Origin of the sequence: Pseudorhodoferax aquiterrae (assembly GCF_014652235.1) — a bacterium.
GTDB lineage: Bacteria > Pseudomonadota > Gammaproteobacteria > Burkholderiales > Burkholderiaceae_C > Pseudorhodoferax > Pseudorhodoferax aquiterrae.
In genome coordinates this window covers 285,707-308,559 of record NZ_BMYK01000006.1, presented here as the reverse complement: position 1 = coordinate 308,559, position 22,853 = coordinate 285,707, and the positions used below count along the sequence as shown (strand labels likewise).

General features: G+C 71.8%; 21 protein-coding genes. 4 read left to right on the top strand and 17 right to left on the bottom strand.

The window, feature by feature from the left end:
• Positions 1–15: 15 nt before the first annotated feature.
• The 3 genes from rsmA to IE209_RS13370 are packed head-to-tail and all read right to left on the bottom strand — an operon-like array spanning position 16 to position 4,522.
• Complete coding sequence (rsmA, locus tag IE209_RS13380) at positions 16–774, bottom strand: 16S rRNA (adenine(1518)-N(6)/adenine(1519)-N(6))-dimethyltransferase RsmA (RefSeq protein ID WP_189687438.1); 759 nt, start codon at positions 772–774, stop codon at positions 16–18.
• Positions 771–2,114, bottom strand: a complete 1,344-nt coding sequence (locus IE209_RS13375) for a peptidylprolyl isomerase (protein ID WP_189687437.1) — start codon at positions 2,112–2,114, stop codon at positions 771–773. Before IE209_RS13375 ends, rsmA begins: the two co-directional genes overlap by 4 nt.
• A complete protein-coding gene (locus IE209_RS13370) occupies positions 2,114–4,522 on the bottom strand; it encodes an LPS-assembly protein LptD (RefSeq protein ID WP_189687436.1) in 2,409 nt (802 codons plus the stop codon). The genes IE209_RS13375 and IE209_RS13370 overlap by 1 nt, the downstream gene beginning before the upstream one ends.
• Positions 4,523–4,642: 120 nt before the next feature.
• Here IE209_RS13370 and IE209_RS13365 point away from each other — a divergent pair, with 120 nt between their 5' ends.
• From IE209_RS13365 to IE209_RS13350, 4 genes are all read left to right on the top strand, one after another.
• Positions 4,643–5,764 carry an aminoglycoside phosphotransferase family protein gene (locus IE209_RS13365; RefSeq protein WP_189687435.1) on the top strand — a complete coding sequence of 374 codons (1,122 nt, stop codon included), beginning with the start codon at positions 4,643–4,645 and terminating at the stop codon, positions 5,762–5,764.
• 9 nt (positions 5,765–5,773) lie between these two features.
• Positions 5,774–6,487 carry a 16S rRNA (uracil(1498)-N(3))-methyltransferase gene (locus IE209_RS13360; RefSeq protein WP_189687434.1) on the top strand — a complete coding sequence of 238 codons (714 nt, stop codon included), beginning with the start codon at positions 5,774–5,776 and terminating at the stop codon, positions 6,485–6,487.
• 13 nt (positions 6,488–6,500) lie between these two features.
• Entirely contained in the window at positions 6,501–7,673 is a 1,173-nt protein-coding gene (locus IE209_RS13355; protein WP_189687433.1) for an MFS transporter, read from the top strand.
• Between the two features lie 65 nt (positions 7,674–7,738).
• Complete coding sequence (locus tag IE209_RS13350; RefSeq protein WP_189687432.1) at positions 7,739–8,239, top strand: YidB family protein; 501 nt, start codon at positions 7,739–7,741, stop codon at positions 8,237–8,239.
• A 6-nt stretch (positions 8,240–8,245) separates the two neighbouring features.
• Here IE209_RS13350 and IE209_RS13345 read toward each other — a convergent pair whose 3' ends face one another.
• From IE209_RS13345 to IE209_RS13280, 14 genes are all read right to left on the bottom strand, one after another.
• The gene (locus IE209_RS13345; protein ID WP_189687431.1) at positions 8,246–9,712 is read right to left on the bottom strand and encodes a M20 family metallopeptidase; all 1,467 of its coding nucleotides are present in this window, start codon (positions 9,710–9,712) and stop codon (positions 8,246–8,248) included.
• A gap of 67 nt (positions 9,713–9,779) precedes the next feature.
• A complete protein-coding gene (locus tag IE209_RS13340) occupies positions 9,780–10,679 on the bottom strand; it encodes an ACP S-malonyltransferase (protein ID WP_189687430.1) in 900 nt (299 codons plus the stop codon).
• Position 10,680: 1 nt separating this feature from the next.
• Complete coding sequence (locus IE209_RS13335; RefSeq protein ID WP_189687429.1) at positions 10,681–11,538, bottom strand: triphosphoribosyl-dephospho-CoA synthase; 858 nt, start codon at positions 11,536–11,538, stop codon at positions 10,681–10,683.
• Complete coding sequence (mdcG, locus tag IE209_RS13330; protein ID WP_189687428.1) at positions 11,535–12,194, bottom strand: malonate decarboxylase holo-[acyl-carrier-protein] synthase; 660 nt, start codon at positions 12,192–12,194, stop codon at positions 11,535–11,537. Before mdcG ends, IE209_RS13335 begins: the two co-directional genes overlap by 4 nt.
• Positions 12,191–12,898: a biotin-independent malonate decarboxylase subunit gamma gene (locus IE209_RS13325; RefSeq protein ID WP_189687427.1), complete on the bottom strand. Its 708-nt coding sequence runs from the start codon at positions 12,896–12,898 to the stop codon at positions 12,191–12,193. The genes mdcG and IE209_RS13325 overlap by 4 nt, the downstream gene beginning before the upstream one ends.
• Positions 12,899–12,919: 21 nt before the next feature.
• Complete coding sequence (locus tag IE209_RS13320; protein ID WP_189687426.1) at positions 12,920–13,906, bottom strand: Bug family tripartite tricarboxylate transporter substrate binding protein; 987 nt, start codon at positions 13,904–13,906, stop codon at positions 12,920–12,922.
• Positions 13,907–13,931: 25 nt separating this feature from the next.
• A complete protein-coding gene (locus IE209_RS13315; RefSeq protein ID WP_189687425.1) occupies positions 13,932–14,837 on the bottom strand; it encodes a biotin-independent malonate decarboxylase subunit beta in 906 nt (301 codons plus the stop codon).
• Positions 14,834–15,166: a malonate decarboxylase acyl carrier protein gene (gene mdcC, locus IE209_RS13310; protein WP_189687424.1), complete on the bottom strand. Its 333-nt coding sequence runs from the start codon at positions 15,164–15,166 to the stop codon at positions 14,834–14,836. The genes IE209_RS13315 and mdcC overlap by 4 nt, the downstream gene beginning before the upstream one ends.
• A 13-nt stretch (positions 15,167–15,179) precedes the next feature.
• Entirely contained in the window at positions 15,180–16,862 is a 1,683-nt protein-coding gene (mdcA, locus tag IE209_RS13305) for a malonate decarboxylase subunit alpha (protein ID WP_189687423.1), read from the bottom strand.
• Positions 16,863–16,972: 110 nt separating this feature from the next.
• The gene (locus IE209_RS13300) at positions 16,973–19,171 is read right to left on the bottom strand and encodes an alpha/beta hydrolase domain-containing protein (protein ID WP_189687422.1); all 2,199 of its coding nucleotides are present in this window, start codon (positions 19,169–19,171) and stop codon (positions 16,973–16,975) included.
• A 153-nt stretch (positions 19,172–19,324) separates the two neighbouring features.
• Positions 19,325–20,239: a LysR family transcriptional regulator gene (locus IE209_RS13295; RefSeq protein ID WP_189687421.1), complete on the bottom strand. Its 915-nt coding sequence runs from the start codon at positions 20,237–20,239 to the stop codon at positions 19,325–19,327.
• A 15-nt stretch (positions 20,240–20,254) separates the two neighbouring features.
• Positions 20,255–20,575, bottom strand: a complete 321-nt coding sequence (locus tag IE209_RS13290; RefSeq protein WP_189687420.1) for a heavy metal-binding domain-containing protein — start codon at positions 20,573–20,575, stop codon at positions 20,255–20,257.
• A gap of 104 nt (positions 20,576–20,679) precedes the next feature.
• Positions 20,680–21,663 carry a Bug family tripartite tricarboxylate transporter substrate binding protein gene (locus tag IE209_RS13285; RefSeq protein WP_189687419.1) on the bottom strand — a complete coding sequence of 328 codons (984 nt, stop codon included), beginning with the start codon at positions 21,661–21,663 and terminating at the stop codon, positions 20,680–20,682.
• A 73-nt stretch (positions 21,664–21,736) separates the two neighbouring features.
• Positions 21,737–22,831, bottom strand: coding sequence for a zinc-binding dehydrogenase (locus IE209_RS13280; RefSeq protein ID WP_189687418.1), 1,095 nt, complete (start codon positions 22,829–22,831; stop codon positions 21,737–21,739).
• Between the last annotated feature and the right edge of the window lie 22 nt (positions 22,832–22,853).

Below are 22,853 nucleotides of genomic sequence, written 5' to 3'. Positions count from 1 at the left end.
AACGACGGGCGTTTTTCATTGGAGCGCCTGCGCCAGGGCGAGGTACTCGGGCACGGGCACTTCCTCGCCGCGGCGCTGCAGGTCGAAGCTGCCGCCGAACTGGCGCGCCTCGAGCCAGCGGCCCAGGCTGTGGCGCAGCAGCTTGCGGCGCTGGCTGAAGGCCACCTGCACGAGTTCGCTGAGCAGCGCCACATCCACGTCCGGCGGCTGCGCGAGCGGTTCCATGCGCACCACCGCGCTGTCGACCTTCGGCGGCGGATCGAAGCTCTCGGGCGGCACGAACAGCACGTCCTCCATCGCGTAACGCCACTGCAGCATCACGCTGAGCCGACCGTAGGCGGCCGTCGCCGGCGCGGCGACCATGCGGTCGATGACTTCCTTCTGCAGCATGAAATGCTGGTCGCGCACATGCGCCACGTGCTCCAGCAAGTGGAACAGGATGGGCGTGGAAATGTTGTAGGGCAGGTTGCCGACCACGCGCAGCTTGCGCCCGGCGGCAGCGGCCAGCGCGGCGAAGTCCACCTTGAGCACGTCCGACTCGACCACCGCGAGCTGGGGATGGCTGCGCAGGCGCTCAGCGAGGTCACGGTCGAGCTCGATGACGGTGAGCCGGCCCACGCGCTCGACCAGCGGCTGGGTCAGCGCCGCCAGGCCGGGCCCGATCTCCACCATGGGATCGCCCGGCTGCGGCGCGATGGCGCGCACGATGGCGTCGATGATGCCGGTGTCGGACAGGAAGTGCTGGCCGAAGCGCTTGCGCGCGATGTGCTTCACTGCGGTGCCTGGCGCAGCTCGACGTAGGCGCGGCCGCGCAATTCCTGCAGCCAACTGCGGTAGGCCTCGTCCATCTTGCGTTCACGCACCATGTTGCGCGCCACCTCGCGCTGCTCGCGTGGGTTGAGCTGGTACTGGCGGCGCTCCAGCAACTGGATCAGGTGCACGCCGAAGCGCGAGACGATGGGCTCGGAGATTTCGCCCGGGCGCAGCGCATCGAGCACCTCCTCGAATTCGGGCACGAACTGGCCGGGGTTGGACCAGCCGAGGTCGCCGCCCTGCGCCGCGCTGCCGTCCTGCGAGCTGGCCTGGGCCAGCGCGGCGAAGTCGGCCTGGCCGGCCTCGATGCGCCGGCGCATGGTGGCCAGCCGCTCGCGCGCGTTGGCCTCCGTCTGCTGCGCATCGACGCGCAGCAGGATGTGGCGCGCGTGCTGCTGGGTGATGCTCTGCAGCAGGCCACCCTGGCGCTTGTCGAGCACCTTGAGGATGTGAAAGCCCGCGCCGGAGCGCACCGGCGCCGTGATGCCGCCTGCCGGCAGCTGGGCCGTGGCCTGCAGGAACAGCTCGGGATAGCGGTCGGGGCTGCGCAGGCCCATCTCGCCACCGGAGGCCCGTGCGTCCGGCGCGTCGGAGAAGCTGCGCGCCAGCGCCGCGAAGTCCTCGCCGGCACGCGCGCGCTTTTCCACCTCCTGCGCCCGTGCCTGCCGCTCGGCAACCTGCTCCGCCGTGGCGTTCTCGGGCACGGCCACCAGCACCTGGGCCAGGTTCAGCTCGGTGGGTGCCGCCGGCGTGGCGGCATCCGTCTGCTCGCGCAGGTATTGCTCGACTTCGGCATCGCTCACGCGCACGCGCGAATCGAGCTCGCGGTCGCGCAGGCGCGACATCAGGATCTGGTCGCGCAGGTCGTTGCGGAACTGCGCGGTCGTCATCCCGTCCTGCACGATGCGCCGGCGCAGCTCGGCCACGTCGATCTGGTTCTGCCGCGCCACGTTCTGCTCGGCCAGGTTGATGGCGGCCTCGTCGACCTTCAAGCCCATCTCGCGCGCCTGCTGCAACTGCGCGCGCTCCACGACCAGGCTTTCCAGTGCCTGGCGCGACAGCTCCGCCTGGGAGGGCATGCGCCCGCCCTGCTGGCGCAGTTGCATGTTGAGGCGCGCGACGCGGCGCTGCACCTCCAGGTTGGTGATGGGCTCGGAATTGACCACGGCCACGATGAAGTCGGACGCGCGCGCCGCGCCCTGGGCCTGCGCCGCGCTGGGCAGCGCGGTCCAGCAGGCCGCGGCCAATGCCAGCGCGGTCAGGAAGGTAGCGGGCGCCGTGCGGCGCTTGGACTGTTGCATCACTCGTAGGAGCCGAACCGGCTCGATGTGGTCACCTGCTCGCGCAGGAACTGGTAGCGGGGAATGTTGTCGCGCAGGGTCTTGAGCGGGCTGGAGCCCAGGCGCGCCAGACCGACGAACTCGATCTGGAACATGATCTTGTTGTTGGCCGCGGCGTTGGAGCGCTGGATGCGCTCGACCACGACGCGGCCGATCCAGCAGTCGCCGTCGTACTCCAGGCCCATGATGGAGTCCACGAACTGGCGGTCCTGCAGGCTGTAGGCGAGCCGGCCGACGCTGTACCAGCGGCCCGAACCCAGGCCGCGGCCCGGTCCCAGGTCCTGGCCGCGGTCGCCCCAGAGGTCGTTGAGCGGCCATTGCCAGCCGACGTCGACCTGCTCGCTCTCCGGCAGGCCGCTGCTGGCGCGCTGCATGCGGTAGGCCGTGCTGACGACGCGGTAGTTGCCCGGGCTGTACTTGCCGGACACCGTGAAGCGCTCCGAGCGCCGCGTGTCGGGGTTGTACTGCACCGTGGCGTCGGTCGACCACAGCGGATCCCAATTCACCGAAGCGCCGGCCAGGAAGTCGCTGACGCGGTCGTCGACGACGGCACCGCCCGGCAGGAACACGCGCTGGTCCTTGAAACGCAGGCGCTGCGCCACGCCGAAGCGCGCCACCTGCGCGCCCGTGTCCGGCTGGAGGAAGCGGGTGTCCACGCCCAGCGTGAGCACGTTGCTGTCGGAGATGCGGTCGTTGCCGGTGAAGGCGTTCTCGCTGTAGATCGTCGCGAAATTGAAGTCGGTCGCGCTGGTGTCGTAGATGGGCAGGCTGTTCTGCTCACGGTACGGCGTGTTCACGTAGAACGCGCGCGGCTCCAGCGTCTGGCGCCAGGCCCGGCCGAAGAAATTGGCGTCGCGTTCGAACACCAGGCCGCTGTCGATGCTGAAGGTCGGCACGGTGCGGGTGGCCGTGGTGGCGCCGGTGGCCAGCGGCGCGTCGAACTCGTACTTGGCAGCGTGCACCTGCAGCTTGGGCGTGAAGAACCAGCCCGGCCGCACCCAGGGCCGGCTGATCTGGCCCAGCAGGAAACCGCGCTTGGCATTGGGCTGCAGGGTGTAAGTGCGGTCGGCCGAGAACTGCGTGTAGTCGGCGTCGACCGAGAAGTCGAAACCGCCCACGTCGTAACGGCCATAGCGGCCCGTGATCTGCGGCAACCGATCGTACGGCGGCGTGATGGGAGCGCTGACGTCCTGCAGCGTCTGGTACTTGAGCGCGCGCAGACCGGCCGAGAAGTCGCCCTGCGCCCAGCGCAGGTTGGCGTCGGTGGTGCGCAGGCGCTCGGTCAGCGAGGTCGTGGTGCTCGGGAAATCGCGCCAGTAGTCGTTGTCGCTGACGCGGTTGGCGTCCAGCGAGAAGGCCAGGTTGCCGAGGCCCTTGATGCCGGTCTGGATCACGCCCGAATGCTTGGCCTCGTAGGACCAGCGGTCGCGGTCGCGCAGCTTGTCGCTGGGCATGTAGTCCAGCCGCAGCTGGCCTGCGTAGGTCGGCTCCAGGTAGCGGAACTCGCCGCCCATCATGACGCCGCGTTTGCTCATGACCGAGGGGTAGAGCGTGGCATCGCGGTTGGGTGCGATGTTCCAGTAGTAGGGCACCAGCAGCTCGACGCCGTTGAGGTTGTCCAGCGCCACCGTGGGCGGCAGGAAGCCCGACTTGCGCGCGTCGCTGAGCGGGAAGGTGAAGGTCGGCAGCGCCAGTATCGGCACGTCCATGAAGCGCAGCACGCCGCCCTGGGCTTCGCCCACGTCCTGCTCGGTGTCCAGGTGCATGGTGGTGGCCGTCAGCACCCAATCGGGCAGCCAGCTCGGGCCGGGCTGGCGCTTGCAGGTGGTGTAGGTGGCGTCGTGCAGCACCGAGCGCTTGTCGTCCAGGAAGTCGGCGCGGCTGGCCTGCCCATGCGCGCCGGCACGCAGCAGCTGGTAGCGCGGGCTCTGGAAGAAGCCCTCGAAGGCATCGACCTTGAGTTCCAGTGCCGGGCCTTCGTAGACATCGCCGGCGCGGTTGATGCGCACATGGCCCTGGGCCTTGGCCTGGTCCGAGGCCTGGTCGTATTCGAGCCGGTCGGCCTGGATCATGGTGTCGCCGCGCCGCATCATGGCGTCGCCCTCGATCACGGTCTCCAGGTTGGGCCGGCCCGAGGTGCGCTGGCCGGAAAAGAAGGTCGGCAGCTGGTCGCGCAGTTCGGCCGGCACCTGTTCGGCCAGCCGCTCGCTGGGCTTGAGCTGCAGCGGCGCCGTGTCCGCGGCCGCCTGCGCGCGCGCGCCGTCGGCGGCCAGCAGCAACACCAGCGCAGCCACCGCGCCGGCCGCATGGCACAGGGCGAAACCACCGACAGGAGAACGCTCGGGCAGGACGGTAGGGACGGGAGGCATCGAAGAAGTCAGGGACGGTCCGGGCATCCGGGGCAGTCTAGCGTTGGACGAAGGGGCGGGCCTGAAGCCGCCACCAGCCCCGGGGCTTGCCGGCAAGCCGGTTTGTAGAATCGATTATCCATGAGCCAGAAGACCGAACCAACCGGCGTTCCAGGCCCGCAGACGGCGCCAGCCGTGGCCTGGTCCGACCCGCAGCGCGAAGCTGCGTTCCATGGCTGGCTGGCCGCCATCGCGCCGCGCCACCGCCTCCTCCCCGCCACGCTGCAACCGGCCTCCGCCGACGCGAGCTTTCGCCGTTACCTGCGCATCGCGACCGACGGCGGCGGCAGCCGCATCGTCATGGACGCGCCGCCTGAGAAGGAGAACAGCGAACCCTTCGTGCGCATCGCCGCGCTGATGCGCGAGGCCGGCCTCACCGTGCCCGAGGTGCAGGAATGGGACCAGGCCTCAGGCTTCCTGCTGCTGTCCGACCTCGGCACCCAGACCATGCTGCAGGGCATGGACCAGGCCAGCGCCGCCGCCAATGCGGGCCGCTACCGCCAGGCCATCGACGCGCTGATCGCCTGGCAGCTGGCCTCGCGTCCCGACGTGCTGCCGGCCTACGACGACGCCGTGCTGCGCCGCGAACTCGCGCTGTTTCCCGACTGGTACTTGGCCCGGCACCGCGGCGTGGTGCTGGACGACGCCCAGCGCGCCACGCTGGAGCAGGCCTTCACCGCCATCGTGGCCGAGAACCTCGCCGCGCCCAGCGTCTACGTGCACCGCGACTTCATGCCGCGCAACCTCATGCTGCTGCCCGGCGACGCCACGCGCCTGGGCGTGCTGGACTTCCAGGACGCGTTGTACGGCCCCATCACCTACGACATCGCCTGCCTCATGCGCGATGCCTTCCTGAGCTGGGACGAGGACTTCGTGCTCGACATCACCGTGCGCTACTGGCAGGAGGCGAAGAAGGCCGGTCTGCTGGGCGAGCGCAGCGCCTCGGGCTGGGGCGACGACTTCGGCGCCTTCTACCGCGCCGTGGAATGGATGGGCCTGCAGCGCCACCTCAAGGTGGCCGGCATCTTCGCGCGGCTCACCTTGCGCGACGGCAAGCCGCAGTACCTGGCGGACACGCCGCGCTTCATCGGCTACATCCGCGCGACGGCCGGGCGCTACCGCGAGCTCGCGCCGCTGCTGCGCCTCGTCGACCAGATCGAAGGCACCGAGCCCGTCACGGGCTTCGCCTACGGCCGGATGTAGCCGGCAGCCATGCCGCGCATCCACTGTGCCTGTGCGCTGGCCAGCGGCCTGTCGCTGGCCCTGCCCGCCGGCGCCGCGCGCCACGTGCAGGTGCTGCGCCTGCAGCCCGGCGATGCACTGACGCTGTTCAACGGCGAAGGCGGTGAATTCGAGGCCACCGTCACCCAGATGGGCCGCAGCGAGGTGCAGGTCGCCGTGGGCACCCACCATGCCATCGAGCGGGAGATGCCCCAGGCCGTGCACCTCGCCGTCGTGATGCCGGCCAACGACCGCATGGACTGGCTGGTCGAAAAGGCCGCCGAACTCGGCGCCGCCAGCGTGCAGCCCCTGGTCTCCGCGCGCAGCGTGTTGCGCCTGCAGGGCGAGCGCGCGGCCAAGAAGGCCGCGCACTGGCAGGCCGTGGCCGTGGCGGCCTGCGAGCAATGCGGGCGCAACCGCGTACCGACAGTGCATCCGGTGGCCGAACTGGCGCCCTGGCTCGCGCGTCCACCGGCCGCCGATGCCGGCCAGCGGCTGCTGCTGTCGCTGCGCGACGGTGCGCGCACGCTGCGCCAGCTGGCGCCGGCCGGCGCCGTCACCCTGCTCAACGGGCCCGAAGGCGGCCTCACGGCCGAGGAGGAAGACCTGGCCACCGCCGCCGGCTTCGCCGCGCTGACGCTGGGCCCGCGCGTGCTGCGCGCCGAAACCGCGCCGCTGGCCGCACTCGCGGCATTGCAGGGCTGAAGGGGGGCCGGCCGTGAACCGCAACCTCTGGCTGCTCGCCCTGTGCCAGGCGCTGTTCCTGGTCAACAACGTGACCTTCATCGCCATCAACGGCCTGGTCGGCTGGTCGCTGGCGCCGCTGGGCTGGATGGCGACCCTGCCCGTGATGGGCTACGTGGTCGGCGGCGCGCTGAGCACCGGCCTGGTCGCGCGCACGCAGCGGCGCTGGGGCCGCAAGCGCTCCTTCCTGCTCGGCCTGGCGGTCGCCTGCGCTTCGGCGCTGCTGTGCCTGTACGCGGTGCTGGCGCGCGATTTCTGGCTGCTGTGCGGCGCCACCGTCGTGGCCGGCTACTACAACGCCAACGCCAGCCTGTACCGCTTCGCCGCGGCCGAACTGGCGGCCGCGCCGCAGCGCGAGAAGGCCGTGTCGCTGGTCATGGCCGGTGGCCTGCTGGGCGGCATCGTCGGGCCGAACCTGGCCAATGCCACGCGCGAATGGTTCGCCGTGCCCTTCGCGGGGGCCTATGTGGCGCTGGCCGTGGCGGCCCTGCTGTCGGCCCTGCTGCTGGCCTTCATCCGCTTTCCGCCCGTGCCCGCGGCGCAGCAGGGCGGCGCCGGCGGGCGGCCGCTCGCCGAGATCGTGCGCCAGCCCGTGTTCATCGTCGCGGCGCTGGCCGGCTCGCTGGGCTACGGCGTCATGAACCTGCTGATGGCGGCCACGCCCATCGCCATGCAGCAATGCGGGCTGCCGTTCTCCGCGGCCGCGCTGGTGCTGGAGTGGCATGTCATCGGCATGTTCGCGCCGGGCTTCTTCACGGGCCACCTGATCAAGCGCTTCGGCGCGCTGCCCGTCATGGCCGCGGGCCTGGCGCTGAACCTGGCCTGCATCGCCATGGCGCTGTCGGGGGTGGAACTGCACCATTTCCTGGTCGCGCTGTTCGCGCTCGGCGTGGGCTGGAACTTCCTGTTCACGGGCGCCACGACCTTGTCGCTGCAGGCCTACACCGCCGAGGAGAAGGACAAGGCGCAGGCGGTGCTGAACTTCTGCATGTTCGCCACGCTCGCGCTGACCTCGTTCGCCTCGGGTCTGCTGGTCACCACGCGCGGCTGGACGCTGCTGAACTACGGCTCGCTGGTGCCGGTGGCGCTCACGGCCGCCGGCCTGGTCTGGCTGGCCGCGCGCCGGCGCCCGGCCAGCGTGAAATAGTTGCACATGTATACACGGCACAGCCGCACAATGCCCACCCCTTGTTCACCATCTGCGAGGCAACCATGGGCCTTCTCGATTCCGTGCTCGGTTCCGTCCTGAACGGCGGCCAGTCTTCACCCCAACAGCCCGGTGCGAACACCGAAGGCGGCCTGGGCGGCCTGCTCGGCGCGCTGGCCAGCAATCCTCAGCTGCTGCAGGTCATCATGGGCCTGCTGATGGGCGGCCAGGGCCGCTCGGCCCAGGCCCAGGGCGGCCCGCTGGGCGGGCTGGTCGAGCAGTTCAACCAGGCCGGCCTGGGCGACGTGCTGGGCTCGTGGATCGGCACGGGCCAGAACCGCCCCGTGTCGGCCGACCAGCTGGGCCAGGTGTTCGGCCAGGACCGTCTCTCCGAGCTCGGCGCGCAACTGGGCATGGGTGGCGGCGACCTGGCCAGCCAGCTCTCGCAGATCCTGCCCGGCCTGGTCGATCAGATGACGCCCCAGGGCCAACTGCCGCAAGGCGGCGAGGGCGGCGGCAACGAAGGCCTGTTCGGGATGCTCGAAGCCTTCGGCCAGCGCCGCTGAAGCGGCTTATGCGGCCGGGAAGGCCGCGATCACCTGTGCCACCGCCGCCGTGAGCTTCTTGGCGTAGGGCACATGCAGGAACTCGTTGGGCCCGTGGGCATTGCTCCTGGGGCCCAGCACCCCGCAGACCATCATCTGCGCCGTGGGAAATCCTGCCGACAGCATGTTCATGAGCGGGATCGTGCCGCCCTGGCCGATGTAGCCGCAAGGCGCGCCGAAATGGGCCTGCGAAGCCGCATTCAGCGCGTTCTCGAACCAGGGCGCCGTGGCCGGCGCGTTCCAGCCCGTGGCGCCACCCTCGCCCTGGAAGGTCACGCGGGCCTGGTAGGGTGCGTTGTCTTCGAGCAGCGCCTTGAGTTCCTGCACCGCTGCGGCGGCATCGACCAGCGGCGGCAGCCGCAGCGAGAGCTTGAACGCGGTGTAGGGCCGCAGCACGTTGCCGGCGTTGCGCAGTTCGGGGAAGCCCTCGGCACCCGTCACCGACAGCGTGGGCATCCAGGTGCGGTTGAGCAGCGCCTGCACCGGGTCGGTGGTGGTGGGCAGCGCGGTCTGCACGGCGCCGCCGCAGTCGTAGTGCGCCCAGGGAAAGCGCTTGTAGATCTCGTCGCCCAGGATGGCGGCCGTGGCCTGCGCCTGGGCCAGGCGCTCGGCCGGCACCTCGCAGTGGAAGCTGGCCGGCAGCAGGCGGCCGGTGGCGCTGTCCTCCAGCCGGTCCAGCACCTGGCGCATGATGCGAAAGCTCGAGGGCACGAGGCCCGAGGCGTCGCCCGAATGCACGCCCTCGGTCAGGATCTCGACCTTGAGCACGCCGCTGGCCATGCCGCGCAGGCTGGTCGTGAGCCAGAGCTGGTCGTAGTTGCCGGCGCCCGAATCCAGGCAGACCACGAGCGCCACGTCGCCCAGGCGCGATCGCAGCGCGTCCACGTAGGGCAGGAGGTCGTGCGAGCCGCTTTCCTCGCAGGTCTCGATCAGGCCCACGATGCGCGGGTGCGGCGCGTTCTGCGCCTTGAGCGCCTGCACGGCGGCGATGCTGGCGTAGACCGCGTAGCCGTCGTCGGCACCGCCGCGGCCGTAGAGCTTGCCGTCCTCGTACTTGGGCGTCCAGGGGCCGAGGTCGCGGCGCCAGCCGTTGAACTCGGGCTGCTTGTCCAGGTGGCCGTACATCAGCACGGTCTGTGTGGCGGCCGTTCCGCTGGCCGGGATCTCGAAGAACAGCACCGGCGTGCGGCCTTCCAGGCGCACGATCTCGAGCTGCAGGCCCGGCACCTTCTGCCCCTCGACCCAGGCCGCGGCGTTGCGCAGCACGGTGTCCAGGTGGCCATGCCGGGCCCAGTCCGGGTCGAAGGACGGCGACTTGGCGGGAATGGCGATGTAGTCGGTCAGCTGGCGGACGATGTCATCGTCCCAGGCACGCGTGGCATGGGTCAGCGCGGCGCTGGCATCGAGCACGTTGGCGGGAACACGGGCGTTCATGGCGGGGCACTCCAGGCGCAAAGAGGGCATTGCACCACAAGGCCGGCGCGGTGTCAGGCAGCAGGACTCAGACCCGCGTGAGCCATGCGGCGATGGCCTGGGCACTGCGGAACTCGTCGGCCGCGCGCGCCGGCACGCCGGGGTGGCGCTGGTTCCACAGCCGCGCCAGCGCCTGGCCGGCGCCGATCTCCAGCACGCGGTCGACACCACGCGCCTGCAGGTTGTCCATGCACTCGTCCCAGCGCACCGTGGTGGCGATCTGCGCGGCCAGCGCCTGGCGGGCCTGCGCGGCGCTGGCGACGCGGTCGGCCGCGTTGCTGAACAGCGGCGTGTGCGGGCGCGCCAGCGCCAGGCCCGCCAGATGCTCGGCGAATTCTGCGGCCGCGGGCTGCATGGCCGGCGTGTGCGAGGCCACTGCCACGCGCAACAGCGTGGCGTGCGCGCCAGCCGCCTGGGCCGCCGCCTCGGCCCACGCGAGCGCGGCGGGCGGGCCGCCCAGCACCACGCTGTCGATGCCGTTGCGGATCGCGATGGCCAGGCCGCCCGCAGCCAGCAGCCGCTCCAGCAGGGCCGGTGCGCACTGGCTCAAGCCCAGCAGCCCCCCCGGTGTTGAGGCGGCACAGCGGTCCATCGCGGCAGCCCGCGTCTGCGCCAGGTCCAGCGCCGTGGCGGCATCGAACACGCCGGCTGCGCTGAAGGCCGCCAGCTCGCCCACGCTGTAGCCGGCAATGGCTGCGGGCGCCGGCACCCGCGGCGCCAGCTGTGACCAGGCCGCCAGTGCCAGCCCGGTCAGCAGGCACTGGGCGTGGGCATTGCGTGCGCCCCACGCGGCGTCGGCCAGGGCCGTGCGCCAGTCGGCCACGCCCAGCCGCGCGGCGACGCTGCGCGTGAGCCCGTCCTCGGCCAGCCAGGGCAGCATGCCCGGATGCTGACCGCCCTGGCCCGAGAACACGAGGCCCCAGGCCATGTCAGAGATCGGCCAGGCGCTGCAGCCAGCAGGCCGCGGCCAGCGTGTCGGCCGCGCCGCCGGGCGACAGGCGGCGCGCCACGAAATCGCGGCCGATGGCGGCCGCCCGCGCCAGCGCATCGGGCTGCGCCGCACCGCCCGCGGCCAGGAAGCCGCGCGCCACGGCCTGGGCATGGCGCAGGCCCGCGAGGCCGCCGCGCAGCGCGAGGTTGCTGTCGTCGAGCACGGCGATCACATGGAACAGCGCGTCGAGCCGGGCCAGCCGCGGCGCCAGGCCGCGCGCCTGCGCGGCCACCAGGGCAGGCAGCGCGGTGTCGAACAGCACCGGAAAGCCGGCTGCGGCTTCGTGCGCGGCGCCGCGCAGGCCCAGGCGCCGCGCCACCCGGCCACCGGGCAGTATGGGCGCGCGCTGGGCGCGCAGGGCCAGAGCCGCGCCCCAATGCGCGACCAGGGCCGCACGCACGGCTGCGGGGCGCAGCGGCGCACCCTGTTGCGCCACGGCACCGGCCGCGGCACACAACAGGCCGAGCTGGAAGACCGCGCCGCGGTGCGTGTTGACGCCGCCCGTGGCCGCCAGCATGCGCGCCTCGGCCGCGACGCCGCACTGCTCCAGCGCCGCGAAGCCCGCACCAACCTGACCCAGTGCGGCGATGCGCGGAAAGTAGCCGCGCAGCGCGAACAGGCTGCGCACGAAGCTGCGGGCGTCCATGTCGGCGTGGCTGCCGTTGTCCACCAGTGTCACGAGGCCGGGCTTGGGGCTCAGCGCGAGTTCGTCGTACAGCGCCAGCGTGGCCGCACGCCCGATGGCCTGCGGCGTGGCGCCGGCCCGCACGGCGCACCGGCGCGCCTGCACCGTCATGCCGTCTCCTCGGCCAGCCAGAACGGCGCATCGATCAGCGCCACGCCGTCCAGCCGCTTGACCAGTACCCTGGCCGTGCGGCCCGCGCGCCAGGCCAGCCATTCGCGCCAGGCGACGGCCCGGTCGCCCGCGAAGACCAGTTCACCGTCCAGCCGCAGCCCGTCCGACCAGGACTGCAGCAGCACGGCCACGGCGTCGGCCTGCGCGGGGCCATCGACGGCGATGCACAGGTCGATGTCCGAACCCGGGCGCAGGTGGTCCAAGCCGGTCAGCAACTGCCAGCCGTGGCTGCCGTAGACGCGCGCGGTGACGCCGAGGGCGTTCAGCCCGCCGCACAGCGCGCGCCAAGGCCGGCGTTGGGCGGCGCTGAGCAGCGGAGCCAGTGCACAGGCGGGGGGAAAGGATTCCCGGCGCGCGATGTGCGCCGCCGGTACGGCCAGCGCAATGCGCCGGCGCTCCCAACGGTGCGGCGCGGGCAGGCCCAGGCCGACGGCCCCCCGGGCCTGCGGCCGCTGCCGCGTGACGACCAGCGGCAGCCGCTGCCGTGCCCAGTGCGCAAGACAGTCCTGCGCCTGTGCGTCCCAGGCACCGTCCAGCACGCGCTGCCAACCGGCACCGGTCAGGCGCACGAGCTGGTGGCGGTGCAGCACCGTCATGCCGCGTCCAGCACCTTCTGCACCACGGCCGCGGCCAGCTGGCGCCCGCCGCGCGCTGCGCCGTCCTGCGCACGCAGATCCGCCACCGGCGTCTCGGCCATCGCCGCGCGCAACGCAGCCCGCAGGTCGCCCTGCCAGAGCGCGCGCACCCCGCCCATGGCCACGTAGTTGTCCACGCCGGGCGCGAACACCGGGTTGGCCTTGGAGAGCTCGGTCAGCAGGGCCTCGGGCAGCTTGGTCACGCGCGCCATGGCCGGGATGCGCATGACACGGATCTCGGCCTCGGGCAGCGCATAGCAGGCATCGGCGATCAGGCCCGAGGTGATGAAACCGCCCGACAGCGCCTGGTCGTAGACCAGGCCCAGCACGCGGTGGCCGCGGCGGCGCGCCAGGTCGATCGCCGACCCCAAATGCGCCATCGCGCGGTTGATGCCCAGCAGCTCGTCGCGCCGGCGCAATTGCTGGCCCTGGGTGTCGATCAACAGCAGCAGCGGCCGGCCCGGGTGCCGGGCCATGGTGTCCAGCACCACGCGCGCCTGGGCCAGCGCGAGCGCCACGCCGATGGGCGCGTGGCCCGTTGTGCCGACCACGGTGATCGGCATGCCATCGAACCGCGCCGTGCCGTGCAGGAACTCGCCCTCGGCCTGGATGCCATGGTCGGGGCCGAACAGTTGGGTGGCGAGATCGTTCCAGGCGAGCGGCATGGCGGGCTCCAGATGCAGGGTTCAGTCGAGCTTGATGTTGGCGGCCTTGACGACGCCGGCCCAGCGCGCGATCTCGGCCTGCACGTAGTCGCCGAACTGTGCGGGCGTCAGGTTGCCGAACTGCGCGCCGTTGCTGGCCCACACCGCGCGGATCTCGTCGGCCGCACCGGCCTTTTTGACCTCCTCGACCATGCGCGCCTGGGCTTCGGCCGGCGTGCCCTTGGGCGCCCACAGGCCGTACCAGGTCGTCACCTTGTAGTCGGGCAGCCCGAGCTCGGCCGCGCATGGCACGTCCGGCAGCGAAGCGTTGCGCTGGGCGCCGGCCACCATCAGGGCCTTGATGCGACCGCCCTTGATGTGCGCGGCCGAGGAGCCCAGGCCGTCGAACATCATGTCGACGTTGCCCGAGATCAGGTCCTGCAGCGCCGGGCCCGCGCCGCGGTAGGGGATGTGGGTGATGAAGGTGCCCGTCTGCAGCTTGAACAGCTCGCCCGCCAGGTGGTGCGAGGTGCCGCCGCCGGCCGAGGCGTAGTTGAGCTTGCCGGGGTTCTTCTTGAGTTCCGCGAGGAAGGTCTTGAAGTCCGGCGCCGTCACGCGCTTGGGATTGACCACCAGCACCTGCGGCACCTCGGCCAGCAGCGCCAGCGGCACGAAGTCGCGCTGCAGGTCGTACTCGAGCTTGGGGTAGACCGAGGGCGCGATGGCATGGTGGATCGCGCCCATGAACAGCGTGTAGCCATCGGGCTGGGCGCGCGCGGCGATGGTCGCGCCCAGCGTGCCACCGGCACCGCCGCGGTTGTCCACGATGAGCTGCTTGCCGGTCTGCTTGGCGAATTGGGCCGACAGCGGGCGCGCAAACGCATCCGTGCCGCCGCCGGCCGGGAACGGCACGATCAGCGTGACGGGCTTGGTGGGCCAGCCGGACTGGGCGCGCGCGCCCAGGGCGCTCAGCGCGAGGCCGGCGGCGCCGGCGCGCAGCAGGCTGCGGCGGTCGAGGAAATGGTGCATGGTCTTGTCTCCGGTCGTTGTGAAATCAGGCGGCGGTGGTGCCGTGCAGGGTGCGCAGCGCCAGCAGCGCCGCCACGTCGAGGGCGGGCACGCGCCGCGCATCGGGCACGCCCAGGCGCTCCCACAGCCGGGTGGCGTCGTCGTGCACGCCGTCGTTCCATTGCGCTTCGGGCACGGCGGCCAGGCGCCCGGCCAGCAGCGCATGCTCGTCTTCCAGGGCCTGCAGGCTCACGGGACGTGCCGCGCTCAGCGCCGCGATGGCGGCGGCACGGAAGGCCGCCACGTCGTCCTCCACCAGCACATCGCAGTCGCCGGTCAGCCAGCGGTGCTTGCCGCCGCTCGTGCGCCAGACCAGCGCGCGGTCGCGTGCGTCGTACTCGTCCACGCCATGCGAGGCCTCGATGACCTCCGGCCCGGACATGGCCAGCCGGCCCACGTCGCTCATGACGATCTGGTCGGCACAGCGCGCCACGATGCCCATGCCGCCGAAGCAGCCGTTGGCGCCGCCGATCAGCACCACCACCGGGAGGCCGGCGGCGCGCACGTCGAGCACGGCGCGCATGACCTCGGACACCGCGATCAGCCCGGCGTTGGCTTCGTGCAGGCGCACACCGCCCGATTCGGCCAGCAGCAGCACCGCGGCCGGCCGGTCGCGCAGCGCACGGCGCAGCAGGCCCACGAGCTTGGCGCCATGCACCTCGCCGACACCGCCGCCCATGAACGCGCCCTCCTGCGCGGCGACGAAGACCGTCTGGCCATCGAGCAGGGCGCGGCCGATGGCCACGCCGTCGTCGAAGGCCGAGGGCACGCCCAGCTGCGCCAGGTGCGGGCTGGTCAGGCGCTCGGCCGGCGGCAGCCATTCGTGGAAGCTGCCGGCGTCCAGCAGCAGGTCCAGGCGCTCGCGCGCCGAGCATTCGGCGTAGCTGGTCATGAAACCTCCTTGGGCAGGGCGGCCACGGCCTGGTCCAGCCGCAGGCTCACGACGGCGGGCGTGGCACCCATGTCGTTGATGGACACGCGCACGCCGGCCAGGCCATGCCGCGCCTGGAAATCGTCCACCACGGCCTGCCAGATCGGCGCAAAGCCGCGTGCCGAGGTTTCCACGCGCACGCTGCAGTCGTCGTTGGGCGTGGCCTCCAGCATCACCTCCAGGTTGCCCGAGCCGACCACGCCGACCAGCACCGGGGCGAAGGCACCCGCGGGCCGGCCGCCGGTGTAGGAGAAATCCAGGGTTTCGAGGCCCGCAGGAACGTCGCTCATGGTCTGCCTCTCCCTACCAGTTCCGGAACCGCTTGGGCGGCTGGTACAGCCCACCGGATGCGCGCACCAGGTCGCGCATGCTGCGCGCGGCCAGCAGCTTGCGCGTGGCTTCGCGGGGGTCCAGCCCCAAGTCCTGCGGACGCTGGACGATCTTGCGGTCGCGCAGGTTCTCCACCATGCGCTTGTCGCGGCCCAGGCCCACGGGCGTGTAGCCGGCCACGCCGCGGATGGCCTGTTCACGTTCCTCGTCGCTGCGGCACAGCAGCAGGTTCGCGATGCCTTCCTCGGTCAGCACGTGCGTCACGTCCTCGCCGTAGACCATGATGGGCGGCAGGGCCATGCCGGCCTGCTCCTGCAGCGTCCAGGCGTCCAGGCGGTCGACGAAGGCCGGCTGCATGTGCTCGCGGAAGGTTTCCACCATCTGCACGACCAGCTTCTGCCCGCGCGGCGTGCCGGCCGCGCCGCGCTGGCCCGTGCGCGCCTGCGCCCCGGCCTTCAGCCAGGCCGGGCTGGCATGGCGCCGGCCGCGCGCATCCGCCCCCATGTTGGGCGCGCCGCCGAAGCCCGCGATGCGGCCCAGCGTGGCCGTGGAGCTGTTGCCTTCCAGGTCCATCTGCAGCGTGGAGCCGATGAACAGGTCGCAGGCGTAGTGGCCGGCCGCCTGGCAGAAGGCGCGGTTGCTGCGCAGGCTGCCGTCCGGCCCCGTGAAGAACACGTCGGAGCGGGCACGGATGTAGTCCTCCATGCCCAGCTCGGAGCCGAAGGAGTGCACCGACTGCACCCAGCCTGCCTCGATGGCCGGGATCAGCGCCGGGTGCGGGTTCAGCGCCCAGTGTTGGCAGATCTTGCCCTTCAGGCCCAGCTGCTCGCCGTAGGTGGGCAGCAGCAGCTCGATGGCCGCCGTGTCGAAGCCGATGCCGTGGTTGAGCCGCTGCACGCCGTACTCGGCGTAGATACCCTTGATCGCCATCATGGCCATCAGCACCTGGATCTCGCTGATCTGCGCCGGGTCGCGCGTGAACAGCGGCTCGATGAAGTTGGGCGTGGGCGCCTGCACGACGAAGCCGACCCAGTCGGCCGGGATGTCGATGCGCGGCAATGTCGTCGTCGCGCCGTCGACCAGTTCGTTGACCTGCGCGACCACGATGCCGCCCGAGAAGGCCGTGGCCTCGACGATGGCCGGCGTGTCCTCGGTGTTCGGGCCGGTGTAGAGGTTGCCCTGGGCATCGGCCGCGTGCGCGGCCACCAGCGCCACCTGCGGGGTGAGGTCGACGAAGTAGCGCGCGAACAGTTCCAGGTAGGTGTGGATCGCGCCGATGGCGATGCGCCCGCCGGAGGCCAGCCGCGCCAGCCGCGCGCCCTGCGGGCCCGAGAAGCTGAAGTCGAGCCGGCTGGCGATGCCGTTCTCGAACAGGTCCAGGTGCTCGGGCAGCGCCAGCACCGATTGCACCATGTGCAGGCCGTGCACTTGCGCGGGATCGACCTGTACCAGGGCCTTGGCCAGGAAATCGGCCTGCTTCTGGTTGTTGCCTTCCAGGCAGACCCGGTCGCCGGGCTCCAGCACGGCCTGCAGCAGCGTGGTGACGGCGTCCGCCGCCACCACCTTGCCGCGCAATTGCGGGCCCAGCGCCTGCGCGGCACGCGCCAGGCGGGCGGTGCGCTGCTGCGCGCGGGTGTTCCAGTCGGTGGGTTTCATCGAGCTCTTCCTGCCAGGGTGGAGCGACGGTACGCGCGCACTGCCGGCCCATCAATCAAGCGCGGACCGCGACCGTTACGCACGGAGGAACGGTCGGCGCGCGGTTCATCTCAGGGCGCCGGCAGCAGCGCGGCCGAGACGGCGGCCGCCGCGGCCTTGGCGTTGCCGGCCTCCAGCGCGGTGTAGTAGCCGCCGGCCACGAGCGCGTCGGCCGCGGCACCGAACTTGGCCAGGTAGTCGGCCCGCCCGGCGTACAGCGCCGACAGCGGCGCGCGCGGGTCGCCCGGCGCCCGGGTGGCGGCCGTCACGGCCAGCGGCAGCGCGCTGCCCGAGGAGGCGCAGCTCTCGCCGGCCGCATGGCCCGCGCCGCGCACGTTCCAGCCCGTGTAGGTGGCGAGCGGCACCGCCAGCTCGGGCATGCGCAGGCCACCGACCTCGTTGCCGTTGGCGTCCACCCGCGGCACCAGCACGGCGTAGCCCCTGGCCAGGTCGACCGCGGGTGCAGGCGCGCGGTAGTCGGTCACGAACAGCTGGCTGTGGCGCGCCAGCGGCACTGACAGCGCCAGCGGCGTGGCGGCGGCGCCGTTGGGCACGCTGATGGCCGACAGATCGGGCCAGCCCATGGCCGCAGCGGTGGGCGCCACGGCCGTGCCGGCCGCGACGGTGGGATGGCTGGACGGCGGCGGCGGCGTGTTGCGCAGCACCCAGGCTTCCAGCGCCGGCACCAGCGCCCGCTGCGTCTGGCCCATGGAGACCGGGCTGTTGGCGAAGCGGCAGGTCGCGCCCGCAGCGGGCTGCGTGAGCACGCCCGTGGTAACGCCGGCGCCGCCGCCGTGGCCGGTGCCCAGCACCAGGTAGTAGCGCACGTTGTCGGGCAGCGTGAGGTCGCGGCCCGCGCCATCGGTCACGACCAGCGAGGCCCGACCGCCCCACCACTCGTAGCTGCCGTCCAGCTGCATGATCTTGGGGCAGGTGCTGCTCTGCTGGCAGCGGCGCAGCAGACCGTCGGTCGCGCCGCTGACCGGGTCGGTGGTCACGTTGTAGGCGAACGGGAACTGGTCGCCCACCATGAAGTGGTCTTCATGCTGCTTGGACCAGCGCCCGGGCTGCGCGAAGCGCGCGTTGATCCAGGTGCGCCGGGCGGCCGGGATCAGCGCCATCATGCCGTCGAACACCGGTTGGCCCGCGCTGTCCTTGTTGAAGCCCTGGTACAGGAAGTCGCGCAGGAAGCGGCCCGACTGCGAGAGGCCCTCGCCCAGGGCCAGGTCGAAATGGCCGGAAGGATTGGCCGGGCAGTTGCTGCCGGCCGCACAGGCCGCGGCCTTGAGGTCGGCCACGGGATTGGGGTGGCCCTGCGCATCGGCCGCGTCGTGCCTGAGGAAGCTCACGAGGTCGCGCACCGCCGCGAAGCCGATGCCCAGCACCTTGGGGTCCTTGGCCCGGTAGGTGAAGTTGTAGATGGTGCCGGCATCCGGTGGCTGGCTGCCGCCCTGGGCATCGGGCACGCTGGCCGGCGCGGTGAAGCGCACCGACACCGAGCCGTTGGCGTTCGTCACGTACTCCCAGTCGGTCACGGGCGCAGCGGGTGCATCGTAGGTCTGCTGGCCGGCTGCGTTGTAGTAGGTCTGCCGCGCCGTGAACACCACTTCGGAGCGGTCCGTCAGCGAGGCGGGCGGGTAATTCAGCGGCAGGTTGGGCACGCCCGCGAAGTCGGGCACGTACTCCTCGCGCACCAGGCCGGTGATGGCGCTGCCGTCCGCGTTGCGGGCGGTCGGGAACGCGGTGCCGAGGTCGGCCGCCGCGCCATTGCCCGACTGGGCCAGGTCGCCCTGCCAGCCGCTCCAGACCACGGTGTAGCCCTGGCGCAGCAGCGAGGGGTAGTCCGCGCCCGGCGCGGCGCCGGTGGCCAGCGCGCCGCCGCCGACGAACAGACCCTGCCCCAGCTTGCGGCCACGGTTGACCACGTCGTAGAACAGCACGCGCCGGGCCTGGGCCGCGTTCTTGGGCCGCAGGATGACCACGTCGGTCGTGTAGCGCACCTGGCCGTCGGCCTCGCGCGGCGCCTTGTCCAGGTCGACGATGCCGGCGTTGTCGGGGTGGGTCGGGTCGAGCTTGCCGTGCACGATGCCCGTCACCACGGTGTAGGGACCGGCGGCACCGGCCGGCGTGGCGCCGTTGTAGGCGTCGACGCTGGACACGGTCTCGAAGCGCTCCACCTGCCCGGCGCGCCGGTCCTTGTGGCTGTCGCCACCGCTGGCGCAACCCAGCAACAAGAGCGGCACGGCCGCCAGTCCGATCCATGGTCTCACGGTGGTCTCCTCGTTCTTGGCGCCCGCGGCGCGGCAGCGGGAGTGCGTGCGGCGTCCGGACAGCGCCGACCATAGGCAGCCATGGGACTGCCATCAATCACAAGGCGGAGTCGAAGCTTCCGCCGCGCGGAAGGATCGCGGGTTAACCCGCGCTCAGCGCAGCGAGGCCTTGAGCGTGCGGCTGACCGCGAGCAGCGCCAGCAGGTTCGGATCCCGCTCGCGCGAGCGCAGGAAGTTCAGCGCGATGGTCTGGCGCACGCGAAAGCGCGCCTGCAGCGGCACCAGCCGCACGTTGGCCGGCAGCACGTGGCGCATGCGGCCCGGCAGCAGCGTGCAGCCCACGCCACCGTCCACGAGGTTCATGAGCGAGTAGATGTCGCCCGTCTGCATCGCGATCTGCGGCGCGAAGCCGGCGATGCGGAAGGCCTCGGTGAAGCTGTCGTGCGTGGCGAAGCCCTCGGCCAGGCTCACGAAGCGCTCGTCGGCGCAGGCGCCCAGGTCGACCTCGGTGCGCTGCGCGTGGGGCGACTGCGCCGGCGCGGCGAAGAAGGTCTCGTCCTCGAACAGCGGCTCGGACTCCACGTCGGCCGCGCCGCGCGGCACGGCCATCAGCGCCGCATCGAGCGTGCCTTCGCGCAGCCGCGCCAGCAGGTCGGCGTTGGAGCCCAGCACGAGTTCGGTCTGCACGGCAGGCTTGCGCTGCTTCATGCCCAGCACCAGGGCCGGCACGGCGCGGCTGGTCAGCGAGTACATGGAGCCCATGCGGATGCGGTCGGCCGCGTAGCCGGCGATCTCGCGCGTGGCGCGCACGCCGTCGGCCAGCAGCCGGTCCATGTCGCGCGCCATCTCGGCCAGGCGCTGGGCCGCGGCCGTGGGCACCAGGTTGCGGCCCTCCTGGCGGAACAGCACGCAGCGCAGCGCCTCCTCCAGCGCGTGCAGCGCCCGGTGCACGCTGACGGCGCTGGTCTGCAGCCGCTCGGCCGCGCGCGCGAGGTTGCCGGTTTCCATGAAGGCCAGCAGCACCTGCAGCTGGCGCAGCGTGATCGCCTCGTCGTCGAACGCGGGCATGGGCGCGCGGGCGCCCTACTCGACGACCACGGCCGTGCCGCTGGCCGAGACCATCAGCATGCCGTTGTCCCGCCCCAGCACCTCGTAGTCCAGGTCCACGCCGACCACGGCGTTGGCGCCGGCTTCCTGCGCGCGCTCCTGCAGCTCGCGCATGGCGATGTCGCGCGCGCGTTGCAACTCGCGCTCGTAGGTGGCCGAACGGCCGCCGACCAGATCGCGGATGCCGGCGAACATGTCCTTGAAGACATTGGCGCCGAGGATGGCCTCGCCCGCGACCACGCCGCAGTAGCGGGTGATGCGCTTGCCCTCGATGGCCGGTGTGGTGGTGATCAGCATGGAAGGTCCCGAAGAGCTTGGAGGGCCAATCCTAGCGGCGTTCGCGGTCACCGATGCCGGCTGCGAGGCGCGGCCGCGCAAGCGCCCCCCCGGCGCCCGCGCGCTCAACCGCTGGTCAGCCGGGCTGCCCGGGCCAGCGCCTGCCAGGTGGCAATGTCGTTCCTGACGGTGGCCGCGAACGCGTCGGCGTCCTTGAGCGGTGGCGCGGGCATGTTGAGCTTGGCGAAATGCTCGCGGGCGGCTGGCGTGGCCAGGATGCGGTTGATCTCCGCGTTCAGCCGGCGCACGATCTGGGGCGGCGTTCCGGCCGGCGCGAACAGGCCGTACCAGCCGTCCACATCGAACTTGTACCCCTGCTGCGTGAGCGTGGGCACCTGCGGCAGCGCCGGCCCCCGGCCGGTTCCCGTGACGCCCAGGGCCACCAGCTTGCCACTGTGGACGTGCGGCACCGGCGAGGCGATGTCCAGAAAGCCCACGCTGATGTTGTTGGCCAGCAGATCGTTGAGCTCGGTCGCCGTGCCCTTGTAGGGCACATGCGGCATGTCCAGCCCGTAATGCGCCTTGATGCCCTCCATCGCCAGGTGGCCGGTCGAGCCCGTCCCCCAGGAACCGTAGGACAGCTTGCCGGGGTTGGCGCGCGCATGGCGCACCATGTCGTCCAGGTTCGCGAAGCCGCTGGCCGGGTTGGCGATCAGCAGCACGCCGCTGGCCCCCACCTGCGCCACGGGCAGCAGGTCCTTTTGCGTGTCGTAGGGCATCTTGGGGATCACGAGCGGGCTGATGGCGATCGACGACGATGGCGACAGCAGCAGGGTGTAGCCGTCCGGCGCTGCCTTGGCCACGAAGTCGTTGCCGATGACGCTGTTGGCGCCGACCTTGTTCTCCACGTAGACGGCCTGCTTGAGCACGGTCTGCAACTGCGCCGCGATCATGCGCGCGAAGATGTCCACGCCGTCGCCGGCGGCACCCGGCGCCACCAGGCGGATGGGCTTGCTGGGCCAATCGCCGCTTTGGGCGAGGGCCGGTGCGGCCAGCAGCGCCAGCACGGATGCGGCGGCGGTGCGACGGGACAGGACGGTGTCGGTCATGCAGGTCTCCAGGGGTGATGAGGCAGGAACGCCTGTCGAACGCGGCACGCGCCGCGGCTGTCCGGTGGGGCGCCTACGCACCCACACCGTCGAACACGACCACGCTGCGCGCGACTTCGCCCCGCGCCATCGCGGCAAAGCCTTCGTTGATGTCGTCCAGCCGGATGCGCCGCGACACCATGTCGTCCAGGTTCAAGCGGCCCTGGAGGTACAGCTCCACGAGGCGCGGAATGTCCTCGCGGATGCGCGCCGACCCCAGCGCCGACCCGCGGATCTTCTTCTCCAGGAAGAACTCGCTGCCCTCGATGCTCGCCTTCACCCCCGGGCCGAACAGGCCGACGATGGTGGCCGTGCCGCCCGGTTGCAGCATGCGAAAGCACTGCTCCAAGGTGGCGGGCAGGCCGATGCACTCGAACGAATACTCCACGCCGCCCTGCGTGAGTTCCTGGACCCGCGCCACCACGTCGCCCTCGCTGGCCAGCAGCGTCTCGGTGGCGCCGAAGCGGCGTGCCAGCGCCAGCTTGGCCGGCACGTTGTCGATCGCGACGATGCGCGCGGCGCCGGCGATGGCGGCACCATTGACCGCCGCCAGCCCGACGCCGCCACATCCGACGACCGCGACCGACGCACCGGCCGGGACCTGCGCATTGCGGAACACTGCACCGGTGCCGGTGATGACGGCGCAGCCCAGCAGCGCGGCGCGGTCCAGCGGCATGTCCTTGCGGATGCGGACCAGCGCGTTGCGGTGCACCAGCATCTGCGCGGCAAAACCCGAAAGGTTGAACACCTGGCTCACCGGCCGGCCGCCATGGGCCAGGCGGCGTGCCTGCCCGGGCGGCTGCTTGACCTCGGTGTCCATGCACAGCGCGAAGCGGCCGCCCAGGCACTGGTGGCACATGCCGCAAAAGACCGACAGCGCACCCACCACGTGGTCGCCCGGCTGCAGATCCCTGACCTGCGCACCCACGGCAGCGACCACACCGGAGACCTCATGCCCCAGCACGCCCGGCAGCGGGATCTTGCGCATGCCCTGCATGTAGTGCAGATCGCTGTGGCACAGGCCGACCGCCGCCGTGTGCAGCAGCACCTCGTGCGGTCCCGGGTCGGCGACGGCCAGGTCGCGCAACACCAGCGGCTGGCCGAACTCTTCCAGGACTGCTGCTCTCATTGCCTTTGTCTCCCTCGGTTCT